This is a genomic window from Streptomyces vulcanius, assembly GCF_042653945.1.
Lineage (GTDB): Bacteria > Actinomycetota > Actinomycetes > Streptomycetales > Streptomycetaceae > Streptomyces > Streptomyces mangrovi.
Genome location: NZ_JBHSFK010000016.1, coordinates 222,500 through 234,783, shown reverse-complemented (window position 1 = coordinate 234,783; position 12,284 = coordinate 222,500). Strand labels below are relative to the sequence as shown.

The window sequence follows — 12,284 nt, the reverse complement described above, 5'->3', positions numbered from 1 at the left end:
ACGGGGAAGTCGATGGCCAGGTCGAGGCGGCGGGTGAAGGCGTCGTCGAGGTTGGCACGGAGGTTGGTGGCGAGGATGGCGAGGCCGTCGAAGGACTCCATGCGCTGGAGGAGGTAGGCGCTCTCGACGTTGGCGTAGCGGTCGTGGGCGTCCTTGACCTCGGAGCGCTTGCCGAAAATCGCGTCGGCCTCGTCGAAGAGGAGGACGCCGTTCACCCCGGCCGCTTCGGAGAAGATGCACTCGAGGTTCTTCTCCGTCTCGCCGACGTATTTGTCGATGACGGTCGAGAGGTCGACGGTGTAGAGGTCGAGGCCGAGGTCGGCGGCGATGACCTCGGCGGACATGGTCTTGCCGGTACCCGAGTCGCCCGCGAACAGGGCGACGACACCCCGGCCGCGGGCACCGCCGGGGCGCATCCCCCATTCGCCGAGGACGCGGTCGCGGTGGCGGGCGCGAGCGGTGAGTTCCCGGAGCTGGGAGAGGGAGTCAGGAGGGAGGACGAGGTCGTCCCAGCCTACGGCGGGTTCGATGCGGCGGGCGAGGACGTCGAGTCCGGCGGAGTTCTGTGCCCGGGCGCCGCGTCGTACGTGCTCGGGTCGCAGCTCTCCGTCGTCCAGGAGTGCGTTCTGGGCGGCGCTTCGGGCTGCCCGGGTGATCTGTTCGGGGGTGAGGAGGAAGGGGGCCAGGAGGTTCGGGATGTCGAGGGCGGCGGGCACGGAGGTGCCGTACGCGGCCTGCCACAGCGTGGCTCGCGCGGTCGGCTCGACGCGCGGGGCGCGCAGTAGCAAGGGCGGACGGGTGGACCAGGCGGCGTCCCACGGGATGCGGCCGACGAGGACGACGGGGACGGGGGTGTCCGTCAACTGCCGTAGCAGCGTGGCCCGTTCGCGGTCGCGGTCCAGGGCGTCGACCGGGCCGCAGACCAGACCGGCGCCGGTCAGCCGGGCCTCGCGTACGGCGGTGCGCACGGCGTCCGCGGGGGCCGGGTCGCGGGCGAGGCGGGCCAGGTCCAGGGCAAGAGCGGGGCGCCCGGCCCGGGCGAGGGCGGTCGCGGCGAGGGCGGGCCCCGCGCCGCCCTGGTCCTCGCGCAGGTAGGCCAGGGGGACCTCGGCGGCGAGGGCCCGGGCCAGCGGGGCGGCGTCGCCCACGCCGGGTACGGGCGGGGCCGGGGTCAGCAGGTCGGCGACCCGGGGGTCGGGGGTGTCGTCGCCGAGCAGATGCGCGGTGACCCGGTCCGGTACGCGCAGGGCGCGCCCGAGGAACGGGCGGTCCGGGTCCTCGATGAGCAGCAGGCCACCGGAGAGCAGGGGTGCGGTGGCGCCGAGCCGGGCGCGGGCGGAGGCGTCCGCCGGGGACAGTCCGCACAGCGCCAGAGCCAGGCCGATGGAGGGTCGGTGCCGGCTGACGTCGTCGTTGAGGTAGCCGTAGAACGATTCGAACCGGGCGTCCAGATCGGGCAGGAGGGCGATGAGCAGGATCTCGACGTCGAGGTCGGTCAGGCCCAGGCCGGCCGCGAGGCGGCGCAGGCTGGTGGGCGGGTCGGCGGCGTCGGCTCGCGTCTCGGCCTCGGCGTGCCGGGCGGCGTCCGCGTGGTCGGGGGCAGCGGGACGGGGCGGCGTGTGGAGGAGGCGGTCGACGGCGTCGTCGGTGAGGTAGAGGCCCCGGAAGGCGTCGTCGGGGTTGGGGTCGGTCTGCCTGCGGGCGGCGACGGCGCGGCGTACGCGTTCCTCGACGAGGACCACCCGGTCCAGCAGGTGGCGAAGGCTGGGGTTCTCGGCGATGGGATGCTCCTCGCTCCGCTCGGTGTGTGCGGGTGGGGTACCGCGGGTCGTGCGTGGCCGCCGACCGCGCGGTCCCCGCGCCCCTCAGGGGGCGCGTGGTCAGCCGGGCCGCGCCGCCCCCGGAGCACGCCGGCCCGAACCCGCGCCGGGTTTCGGCAGCACGACCGCGCCTGCGGCACTCGCAAGCCCCCGCCGGATCCCGACGCGGTAGCGGATCCCGACGCAGTAGCGGGCCCCGACGCGGTAGCCGGACCCGACGCCGCGCCGGGATCCGGCACAAGCCCTGGCCGCCGCCGTATCCGGCAGCCCGTGCTCATTCGCGGACGCGCCGGTACCGCGCCGGCCGCGGGCGACGCGCCGCCGGCCCGTCCGCCGCGTCGGCTTCCCGCGCTCCGGTGGGGCTCTGGTCGGTGTGCTCGGTGTGCCCGGTGTTCTCCAACCCGAGCCGCAGGCCGCCCTCCTCGGTGACCGGCGGCGCCGCCGGAACGGTCCCCGTGCCGACGAGGGGGACGCTGACCACCAGGTCGAGGGAGGGTTTCAGCTCACCGCCGAGCGCGCTCCACACGTCCGCGAACGACCGGTCCTCGGGGGGCGGCAGCGCGATCGACATCGGCACCGACAGCGGAAGCTCGGCCAGCGAGCCGGTCATGTGCGCGGTGGGCATGGCCTCGCTGCCCAGCAGGCACAGCAGGAGGGACGACAGCAGGCGGTGTTCGTCCTCGGGGCGCCGGGTCCAGGCGGTGATCAGGTAGGACAGCTTGAAGTACCGGGGCGGGCGGTGCCGGGCGACGACGGTGCCGCGCTCGTCGTACTCGTTGGACAGGCCGCGGGAGCGGCGGCGTATGTCCTCCCGGATGTCGTAGAGGTACAGATTGACGGTGGGGGCGTTGACCTTGGCCGCCCACTCGCGGGTGGGTGCGTCGAACACGACGCTGATCTGTGTGCCGCCCAGGGCGTCGCTACGGACGAGGGCGCGCAGTGCGTCGTCCACTTCGTGGATCATGGTTCCACCTCCGCGCGGCTCATCCGCGGCCGATGAAGTCGGGTGGCTGGAGGCTGCGGGACACGACGAGGACCTTCGTGCTGGCGGGGTCGTATCCGGGTCCTGTGGCGCGGAGCAGCCGTGGTCCGGTCCGGTCCTTGCGCAGGACGAGGACCTGGGTGCGGAACGTTCCGTCGGCGCCCACCCGCACCGGAACCGTCGCCGCGGTGATGCCCTGGCTCCACTTCAGTCGTACGACGGTTCCGGCCGGGAAGTCGCGGCCCTCGGCGAGGACGACGTCGCCGAGCCGGGCGACGACGGGCCCGACGGTCAGCACGGGCTTGACGACGCGGAGCCGGAGCGTGTCGGTGTTGTTGGCGGTGCGCGGGTCGGTCGGCGCGGCGGCGACCCGGGCCGTCAGGGTGCCGCTGGTGGCCTTGTCGTACGACAGCTGGGTGGTGACCTGGATCCGGCCGCCGGCCGGCAGGGTGCAGGGGCGGGCGGCGGTGCAGCGGTTCTGGGGGCTCACCACGGTGGCGGACCCGGGCGGTGTCCCGGTGGTGAGCACGACCTTCGTCGCGGTGTCCGGTCCGGCGTTGGTGAGGGTGAACGTCGCCGTGACGGTGCCGCCGGTGAAGCCGGGCTGCGGGTTGGCGACGGCGGTCACGGCGAGGTCGGAGGAGGGCGGGAGCGGCCCGGGCAGGGCCAGGACGACGGTCACGACGGCGGTGTCGGTGCCGGTGTTGCCCGCCTTGTCGGTCGCCGTGCAGGTGACGGTGGTCTTCCCGATCGAGAAGTTCGACCCGGAGGGCGGCTTGCAGGTGGTGGGCACGGTGCCGTCGACGACGTCCTGGGCGGTGGCGGTGTACCCGACGGCCGTGCCGTCGAGGCGGGCGGTCAGCGCGATCCGGTCGTCCACCTGGACGACGGGCGCGGTGTCGTCGATGACGGTGAAGACGGCGGTGTCGGTGCCGGTGTTGCCGGCGGCGTCGGTCGCGGTGCAGGTCACGGTGGTCTTGCCGAGCGGGAAGGTGGAACCGGACACGGGTGTGCAGGTGGTGGGCAGAGGTCCGTCGACGATGTCCTGGGCCGTGGCGGTGTACTCGATCAAGGCGCCCTCGGGCCCGGTGGCCGGCTCGGTGAGGTCGTCCACGGTGACCACGGGCGCGGTGGTGTCGACCACCGTGATCACGGCGGTGTCCGTACCGGTGTTCTCGTGCGCGTCCGTCGACGTGCAGGTCACCGTCGTCTCCCCGATCGGGAAGGTGGAGCCGGGGGGCAGTGTGCAGGTGACCGTCGTCGGGCCGTCCACGGTGTCGACCGCGGTGGCGGTGTACTCCACGACCGCGCCGTCGGGACCGGTGGCCTCCGCCGTCAGGTCGTCGACGGTGACGACGGGCGCGGTGGTGTCGACCACCGTGATCACGGCGGTGTCCGTACCGGTGTTCTCGCGGGAGTCCGTCGCCGTGCAGGTCACCGTCGTCTCCCCGATCCGGAACTGCGAACCCGACGGCGGATCGCACGTGGTCGGCACGTTTCCGTCGACCGTGTCCTCCGCCGACGCGGGGTACTCCACGACCGTGCCGTCGGGACCGGTCGCCTCGGCGGTGCGGTCGTCGACGGTGACGACGGGGCCGGTCGAGTCGGTCACCGTGAACTCGGCGGTGTCGCGGCCGGTGTTGCCGGTCCTGTCGGTCGCCGTGCAGGTGACGGTGGTCTTCCCGATCGGGAACGTCGAGCCGGAGGCCGGCTCGCACACCACCGGGACGTCGCCGTCCACGATGTCCGTGGCCGTGGCCGGATACGTGATCACGGCGCCGTCGGGACCGGTCGCCTCGGCGGTGCGGTCGTCCACGCTCACCACCGGTGCGGTGGCGTCGACGACGGTGAACACGGCCGTGTCGCGACCGGTGTTGCCCGCCTTGTCGGTCGCCCTGCAGGTGACCGTCGTCCGCCCGATGGGAAAGCGCGTCCCGGAGGGCGGCTCGCACGACACCGGGATGCCGCCGTCGACGTTGTCCTGCGCGGCGGCCGTGTAGTCGATGACCGTACCGTCCGGGCCGGTGGCTTCCACCGTACGGTCGTCGACGGTCACCGCCGGGGCGGTCACGTCGTTGACGGTGATGCGGATCTGCTCCTGGTAGGCCGGGTCGGCTGCCGGGCCGACGAAGAACTGGACCGTGCAGGACAGCGTGGAGCCTTGCGGTGCGTTCGGGGCCACCGTGATCCGCTCGCTGAAGGAGGCGGTCTGGCCGCTTGACACCTGGACGCTCGCCGGCGAGAGGGAGACGCCCAGCGAGGGGTCGCAGGCGACGAGTTGGTGGCTGACGACGACCGGCAGGTTCGTCAGGCCCTGGACGATGGCGTTCGACACCTGACTCGGGTTGATGCCCTGGAGGTAGGTACCGCCGGTGGCCTGGGTGACCTGTCTGGCCTGGCCGGACTGGTCGAGCCCGTTTCCGCCGACACCGACGGCGAGGACCTTGACGCGGTTGTCCTGGAGCGTCCTGACGACATCGGCGAACCTGTGCCCGTTGCTGGGGTCGTGGCTGGGGGCGTCACCGACCAGGACGACGATGGGGCTGGCGCCGTCCCGGAACGTGTTCCGGCCGCCGGCCCCGGTCGCCACCTGGTGGAGCGCGTTCCCCCAGTCCTCCGGCGTGTCGCCGCCGCCGGAAGCGGTCAGGGCGTTCACTCCGCGCTGGATGGCATCGCGGTCGGCGGTGAACGCCTGGTGCAGCAGGAAGAGTCGGCTTCCACCGCCCACGTCGCCGTAACTGGCGACGGCGAACCGGGAGTCGGGCTGCACGCCGAAGACCTGGTTGACGATCGTGGGCAGGTTGCTCTTCACGTTGGCGATGACGCCGCCCATGCTCCCCGTGTTGTCCACCAGCAGCACGACGTCCGGCTTGGGCGGCACCACCGGGGTCCGCACCTGCTTGGCGACGGTGATCGAGGCGCCGGGATTCAGCGACTGCTCCACCAGCGCCGGCGTGACCGGGGGCGCCGGGGTCGTCGACTTCGGAGAAGACGACGGGGAGGACGACGGGGAGGACGACGGGGAAGACGAAGGGGAGGGCGAAGGCGAGGACGAAGCCGTCGTCCGGGCCCGCGGCGCCGTGTCTCCGATGCCTGCCCCCACCGCGCCGAGCGCGAGGACCGAGGCCATCAGGCCCGCCCTCAGCCGGAACAACCGCACGACATCCCCTCCCAGATCGACGTCTGCCCCACCGTCCCCGGCGCCGCTCTTCGAGGGAGCGGCGCATGGGACACGCGTTTGGGAAGTGCGGATTGCCCCTCCGGGCAATCCGCCTCTCCCCTGGCCGCCGAGGCGGACCTACGCCTTCAGATCAGCCCCTGCCGGAGTGCGTAGGCGACGACGTGAGAGCGGTTGCGCAAGTGCAGCCGGGTGACGAGGTCGTGCAGGATGTTCTTGATGGTGCGTTCGGAGTACGCGAGTTTTGTGGCGATGTCCCCGGTGTCGTATCCCTCGGCGACGAGTCGGACGACCTCGACCTCCCGGTCGGTGAGCCCGCTGAAGTTCAGGCCGCGCGGCGCCAGGACCTGGCTCTGCAACTGGCCCACCTGCTCCAGCAGGCGGCCCAGCAGGTCCGCGGGAACGCTTCCCTCTCCCCTGGCCACCGCGTTGATCACCTGCACCAGCCGCTCCGGCGTCGCCTCGGACCGGCGCAGGATGCCCGCCACTCCGCACTCGGCGGCACCGACCAGTTGCTGGTCGTCTATACGGGTGGCGATCAGCGCCACCCGGGACTCCGTCGTCCGCCGGATGTGGCGAAGAGTCCGCAGCGACTCCTCGTCTATGGTGTCCACGACGACCACCACCACGGCGGCGGCCGGTTCCTCCCCCTCCTCCTGCAGCCGGATCTCCGGCCGGGGCCGCAACTGCGTGGCGACCCCCACTCTGGAGATCGGGTCATCCGCCCGCAGGCACACAACTATCCGGTCCACACCAGTCTCCCCCCTGGTCGAGCGCATCGCGGCGCGTCGAGCAGTATGCGGCAGGTGACTCCACGCCAAATCAACAAGGCGTCAATGGGCACCTCAGCTTCCCCAAAGTCTTCCTGTGAGGCCCCTGCCCACCACCGCCACCGGTCTTATTGTGCCGATCATGACAACTGCGGCGAGCCTGGACACGACCGCTGTGACCGCCGAGCCTGGTGGGCTGGTTGAAGTCCCCCTTCAGGTACGCAACTCCGGCAGCACGGTGGAGGAGTATCGCTTCGAGGTCGTGGGCCAGGCAGCGGCCTGGGCGACCGTCGAACCAACGAGCCTTTCCCTTTTTCCGGACAGCACGGGCACCGCGGTTCTCACGCTGAGCCCGCCCCGGAGCTCGGAGGTGCCGGCCGGGGACGTCCCGTTCGGGGTGCGGGTGGTGCCCACCAGCGCCCCCGACACGGTGGTGGTCCCCGAGGGCATCGTCACGGTCCTGCCGTTCGCCGAGATCACCGGGGAGCTGGTGCCCCGCGGGTTCGACGGCGCTTGGCGCGGCCATACGGACGTGGCCGTCGACAACCGTGGCAACATCCCGGTGACGGTGCGGCTGGCGGCCCAGGGTGACAGCTCCCGGGTGCGGCTGCGCTTCTCCCGGGAGACCGTCGAACTGCCGCCGGGTGCGGCCGAGTTGTCGCGGCTCACCGCGCGTCCGGCGCGGCGGCTGTGGCGCGGCGCTCCCGTCGTGCATCCCTTCCAGGTGGTGGCGACGCCCACGGGCGAGGTGCCGCACGCACCGGTCCCCCTGGACGGCACCTATCAGCAGGACGCGATACTGCCGCGCTGGCTGCCGCGCGCCCTGATGGCGACGGCGGCCGCAGTGGTGGCCCTGGCCATCGTGTGGTTCGCCCTGCTGCGCCCGGTGGTGCGGTCGGCGGCGCGGGCGGAGACCGAGAAGCAGGTGGCGGCTGTACTGTCGCCCAGCCCCAAGGCGTCGGGCACCGCGGGCGGCGGTGGCTCGTCCGGTGCGTCGGCGGGCGCCGGGGGAACGGGACAGGATGCGGCGGCCGGCGGCTCACCGAGCTCCGGCGCCGCGGCGGGATCGACGGCCGGAAGTACCGGCAGGGGCACGGGCGGAGCAGGCAGCACGGGCACGGGCGGAAGCGGGGGTGCGGGGGATCCGCGCAGCGCCCAGGCCGGGGTCACGGACTCGGTGGGCGGCGACCCGACGTCCGACACGGTGTACCGCGTCCCGGCCGGTCAGGTGTTCGACCTGACAGACCTCGTGGTGCAGAACCCGCAGGGCGACTCCGGCACCGTCGTCATCGCCTCCGGGACCCGGACCCTGCTCAGGCTCGCGCTGCAGAACTTCCGTGACCAGGACTACCACTTCGTCACCCCGATCGTGGTGCCCGCCGGCGGGCGGGTCACCGTGACGGTGACCTGCAGTCAGGTGGGAAAGCCGGTGGGCGGTCCGACGCCGGCCCAGTGCGACGAGTCGGTGCTCGTCGGCGGGACGCTGCGGCAGGCGCCCAGCGCGAGCCCCTCCCCCACCGCGAGTTGACCCGGCCGAGGACCGAGACGACTGGACGGCGAGCCGACGCGGCCCCCGGGCAGGAGCCCGGGGGCCGTGCAGGTCATTCGTCGCCCGGCTCCTCCTGCTGTTCCTCCTCGGCCCGTTGCACGAACAGCCCCTGCACGTCGGCGGGTTCCTCGTCCTCCTGCTCGGACTCCCGCTGGACCGCTGCGGACGGCTCGGGAGCGGTCACTGCCCGCTCCGCGTCCTGTGAGGCGGGGGCCGGGGCGGACATGACGCGTTCGGCGTTCGCGCTTGCCTCCCGCTCGTACCGGTCCGAGGGGTCACTGACCCGGATCCCTCCCGGTGCCGTGGTCCCGTCGACCGGGCCGTTGCGCTGCTGGATCACATGGGTCAGCTCATGGGCGATCGTCGTGCGCCCGGCCTGGGACGACGGGTCGTAGGCCGACCGCTGGAAGACGACGTTGTTGCCGACGGTGTAGGCATGCGCGCCGACGGACTTCGCGGACTCGTGCGCCGCGTCGCCCGTGTGCACCCGCACGTCGGAGAAGTCCGCGCCGAGCCGTGCCTCCATGTCGGAGCGGACATCGGCGCCGAGGCTCTGCCCGGAGCCGGACCCGATGACGTCGTGCACGGGAGAGCGCTGCGGCGAGGGGGACTCCTCGTCCTGCTCCCGCTGCAGCATGGCGCCCACCGCGCTGTTGCCGACGGCACGCTGCAGCATGCTCACGCCGGACGGGCCCAGAACATCGGGGCGGCCCGCGGCTGCCGCCTTGAACAGCCGCGAGTCGTCGGCCTGGGACTGCCTGTGGCCGGCTTGTTGGTGGTCGTGATCGTGATCGTGGTCGTGGTCGTGTGCGTGGTCGGGCATTCTCGCTCCCTGGGACGTCCAGCGGCAGACCTCTCTGACCCTGACACTGCCTCAGCGTGTGCGCCGGGTACAGGCGTGCGACTGCTGACGGGGGTGCAGCCACCGCTGCCCGATGAGGCAGACGCCATCCCGGGGGTGTCCGTATGCCGGTCGCTGGAGATTCTCACTCAGTCGTCGTGTCTGGTGGTCTCCCTCGGCAGGAACGTCTGGCGGGCCCAGAGGCTCAGCAGCGCCGTCCCCCCGACCAACAGCGGCACCGGGTCGCGGGCGGGAGGGGCCAGCACATATCCCAGCGCCGTGACCGTGCAGACCGTCAGGGGAATGAACGCGGCCGCACCCTCTATCCCCCAGCGCAACGTCGGCTGAGCAGTGCCCAGGACGCTCGCCCCGCCGGGCACCCACGGGCTGACGGCGACCACCAGCAGGCCCGCGGTGCTGCAGGCGTCGACCAGCTGACAGGGCATCGCCTCGGGGCTGTGCGGGCCGACCGTCCACACACGCAGGGTGTCGCCGATCAGCATGAGCGACAGCCCGGCGATCCCCACCCACAAGGTGGCTCTCTGGTCGCTCCGTACGAGACGGCGCAGGGCGAACAGAAAACTGAGGAACACGACCTCCGAGGTCCAGAGGACACCGACCATCCCCGTCCCCAGGCGCCAGCCGTCACTGGCCCCCCGCAGCAGTACCCATCCCGTCATGAACACGGCCCCGGCCGTGACGACCCCGTCCAGCACGCGCCGCAGCAACACGTGCCGGCCTTTGCCGGCATCGGCCGCGACCACCAGACCGGCCATCGCCAGGCCGACCGCCAGCGTCACTCCGGTGACCACCACCGAACCGAGCAGCGATCGCTCCTCCCGTCCCGAGCCCGGAGGTTGAGCCGACAGCACGTTGACGGCCCCCCGGTACACACCCCCGGCTACCGCCGAACCCCCCAACAGCAGCAGACGCGTCCGTACCCGTCCGCTCGCCCCCCGGGCACGGAGCACCAGGGAGACCGCCAACGCCCAGCAACCGGTGGACGGCCCGAAAGCCACCATCCGTGCCGCCACGCTCCCGGTCACCCACGGCCCGCTGAAAGTCAGCGCCGTTCCCACCAGACAGGCCAAGCCCACCGCACCCCAGGCCCACGCCCCGGTCCGATGGCAGCGGCCCGCCCGGACCCCGAGCGCGTCCGGCGACTTCCCCAACCCCGACATCAGGTGCGCCTTTCCACCGGTCCCCCGCCCGCGGGGCCTTTCCCGCAGCCCGCGGATCCATTCAGAGACGGTAGAAGACTCGCCACCTGCCCCGAACTCAACAATCGGCTCATTCACTCGTACTGCGTAAGGGAAGAGGGATCACCGGCCCTGGGCTCCGCGCGGCTGTCCGGCCCGCGGTGTGCTCCGCCGCGAGCACCGGACGTCCGGCAGTATGTCCCCGTGCCCCTCGTCCCCGGAACCCATGACCGCGCCGCCGGGCCGGCACGGATCCGTCTGGCGGCGGCCGGGGCCGCGGTGGTGACCGTCGGCGCGGGGCTGGGGCTCCGGGCGGTGGCGGCGGGGAGCCTGGCCAAGTACGGCGGAGACGCGCTGTACACCGTCCTGGTTCTCACCCTCGTCGTTCTGGTGGCGCCACGGGTGACGCCCCTGACAGCCGCCGCAAGCGCACTGGCCGTCAGTTGGGGGGTCGAGTTCCTGCAGCTCAGCGAGGTGACGGCGGAACTCTCCCAGCGCAGCGCCGTCGCGCGCCTCGTGCTCGGTTCCACCTTCAATCCACCCGACCTGTTCTGGTACGCGGTCGGTGCGGCGGCGGGCTGGCTCGTCCACACCGCGGTGGGTGCGTGCCTGCCGGCACGACTCACGGTTGCGTCAGGAACAGCTCGACGACGGGCACGAGTACGTCGGGGCGGGTGACCGGGAGCGTCAGCGTCAGGGTGTCGGCGGCCTGCGGCAAGGGGGCGAGGTGGGCGTGCGGCTGCGGGGTGCTGTCGAGAGAACTGAGTCCGACTTCGCTGCCGTCGCCCAGCAGTTGGGCGTATTCCACCCGGCCGGCCAGACCGGGCAGGTGGACGTGCTTGAACGGCCAGGAGAAGAGGTGCAGATAGAGGCGGTTGCCGCGAAGGGTGTAGACACCGTGGGCGGGCGGCGCGAACGGCGCGGGACCGGCACCGTGGACGGCGCGGGCGTGCAGCCGCATCCAGTCCGCGACGGAGCGCAGGATGGCACGGGCCCGGGGCTCCAGGTTCCCACGGCCGTCGGGGCCCACGTTGAGGATCATGTTGCCGTTGTTCGACACGGACTGGACGAGCATGCGCACCACGTCACCGGGGTCCTTGAACTCCAGGTTGTCGCGGTGGTAGCCCCACGAGCCGTTGAGGGTCTGGCACGCCTCCCACATCACCTCGACGCCGTCCTGGGTCAGCGGACGGTCCGGCTGGTACTGCTCGGGGGTCACGTAGTCGCCCGGGATGCCCAGGCGGTTGTTGACCACGATGCCGGGCTGGAGGGCGCGGGTCATCTCCAGGAGCCGCGGTGAGTCCCAGTCCTCGGGTCCCTTGCCCGGCCTTCCGCCACGCTTCCAGGGAAACGTGAAGTCGTAGAACATCAGGTCGACAGGGCCGTACGAGGTGAGCAGCTCCCGGACCTGGGCGTGCAGGTGGGCGCGGTATCTGCCCATGTCGCGGCCGGAGTTGAGGGCGGACACGTCCGGCGCGCCCCGCAGCGGGTGGATGCCGTCGATGACGTAGTCGGGATGGTGCCAGTCGATGAGCGAGTGGTAGAAGCCGACCCTGAGCCCTTCGGCACGGATCGCGGCGACGAACTCGGCGACGAGGTCCCGGCCGCAGACCTTGGCCGAGGTGTAGTCCGTGACCGCCGAGTCCCAGAGGCAGAAGCCGTCGTGGTGCTTGGTGGTCAGTACGACGTAGCGCATGCCGGCCGCACGCGCCGTACGGGCGATGTCGGCGGCGTCGAACAGGTCGGGGTCGAAGTGGTCGACGTATCTCTGGTACTCGGCGTCCCCGATCTCCTCATAGCTGCGCACCCATTCATGCCGTGCGGCCATGCTGTAGACGCCGAAGTGGACGAAGAGACCGAACCTGGCCTCGCGCATCCAGCCGGTCACCGAGGGCGCCTCACGCATCTCCGTCAATTCATTGCCTCTCATTCACGCCGCTTCGAC

At 72.2% G+C, this 12,284-nt stretch carries 9 protein-coding genes; 2 read left to right on the top strand and 7 right to left on the bottom strand.

All coding sequences use genetic code 11. The annotated features are described in order from the left end of the window. The 4 genes from ACFPIH_RS25210 to ACFPIH_RS25195 all read right to left on the bottom strand — a co-directional run. Positions 1 to 1,742: ATP-binding protein (locus tag ACFPIH_RS25210; RefSeq protein ID WP_385877518.1), on the bottom strand; the 1,742-nt coding region annotated here is incomplete at its 3' end. 352 nt (positions 1,743 to 2,094) lie between these two features. Then, the gene (locus ACFPIH_RS25205; protein ID WP_381168563.1) at positions 2,095 to 2,784 is read right to left on the bottom strand and encodes a Pvc16 family protein; all 690 of its coding nucleotides are present in this window, start codon (positions 2,782 to 2,784) and stop codon (positions 2,095 to 2,097) included. A 19-nt stretch (positions 2,785 to 2,803) separates the two neighbouring features. Beyond that, positions 2,804 to 5,962: an HYR domain-containing protein gene (locus tag ACFPIH_RS25200; protein ID WP_381168565.1), complete on the bottom strand. Its 3,159-nt coding sequence runs from the start codon at positions 5,960 to 5,962 to the stop codon at positions 2,804 to 2,806. Positions 5,963 to 6,108: 146 nt separating this feature from the next. After that, the gene (locus ACFPIH_RS25195; RefSeq protein WP_381168567.1) at positions 6,109 to 6,732 is read right to left on the bottom strand and encodes a response regulator transcription factor; all 624 of its coding nucleotides are present in this window, start codon (positions 6,730 to 6,732) and stop codon (positions 6,109 to 6,111) included. A gap of 160 nt (positions 6,733 to 6,892) precedes the next feature. On the opposite strand from ACFPIH_RS25195, the gene ACFPIH_RS25190 reads away from it, so the two are divergent. Continuing rightward, entirely contained in the window at positions 6,893 to 8,278 is a 1,386-nt protein-coding gene (locus ACFPIH_RS25190) for a COG1470 family protein (RefSeq protein WP_381168569.1), read from the top strand. A gap of 73 nt (positions 8,279 to 8,351) precedes the next feature. Here ACFPIH_RS25190 and ACFPIH_RS25185 read toward each other — a convergent pair whose 3' ends face one another. Next, on the bottom strand, positions 8,352 to 9,122 hold the full coding sequence (locus ACFPIH_RS25185; protein WP_381168571.1) for an eCIS core domain-containing protein: 771 nt from the start codon (positions 9,120 to 9,122) through the stop codon (positions 8,352 to 8,354). A gap of 167 nt (positions 9,123 to 9,289) precedes the next feature. After that, on the bottom strand, positions 9,290 to 10,321 hold the full coding sequence (locus ACFPIH_RS25180) for a hypothetical protein (protein WP_381168573.1): 1,032 nt from the start codon (positions 10,319 to 10,321) through the stop codon (positions 9,290 to 9,292). 222 nt (positions 10,322 to 10,543) lie between these two features. Between ACFPIH_RS25180 and ACFPIH_RS25175 the strand changes: the two genes are divergently transcribed. Beyond that, a complete protein-coding gene (locus ACFPIH_RS25175) occupies positions 10,544 to 11,017 on the top strand; it encodes a ribosomal maturation YjgA family protein (RefSeq protein WP_381168575.1) in 474 nt (157 codons plus the stop codon). Here ACFPIH_RS25175 and ACFPIH_RS25170 read toward each other — a convergent pair. Further along, positions 10,962 to 12,245: an alpha-L-fucosidase gene (locus ACFPIH_RS25170; protein ID WP_381169183.1), complete on the bottom strand. Its 1,284-nt coding sequence runs from the start codon at positions 12,243 to 12,245 to the stop codon at positions 10,962 to 10,964. The genes ACFPIH_RS25175 and ACFPIH_RS25170 overlap by 56 nt on opposite strands. Positions 12,246 to 12,284: the final 39 nt, after the last annotated feature.

Excerpts from the sequence above, each read along its gene's own strand:
- ACFPIH_RS25170 (WP_381169183.1), bottom strand. The coding sequence starts at position 12,245 with ATGCGTGAGGCGCCCTCGGTGACCGGCTGGATGCGCGAGGCCAGGTTC.
- ACFPIH_RS25205 (WP_381168563.1), bottom strand. The coding sequence starts at position 2,784 with ATGATCCACGAAGTGGACGACGCACTGCGCGCCCTCGTCCGTAGCGAC.
- ACFPIH_RS25185 (WP_381168571.1), bottom strand. The coding sequence starts at position 9,122 with ATGCCCGACCACGCACACGACCACGACCACGATCACGATCACGACCAC.
- ACFPIH_RS25180 (WP_381168573.1), bottom strand. The coding sequence starts at position 10,321 with ATGTCGGGGTTGGGGAAGTCGCCGGACGCGCTCGGGGTCCGGGCGGGC.
- ACFPIH_RS25190 (WP_381168569.1), top strand. The coding sequence starts at position 6,893 with ATGACAACTGCGGCGAGCCTGGACACGACCGCTGTGACCGCCGAGCCT.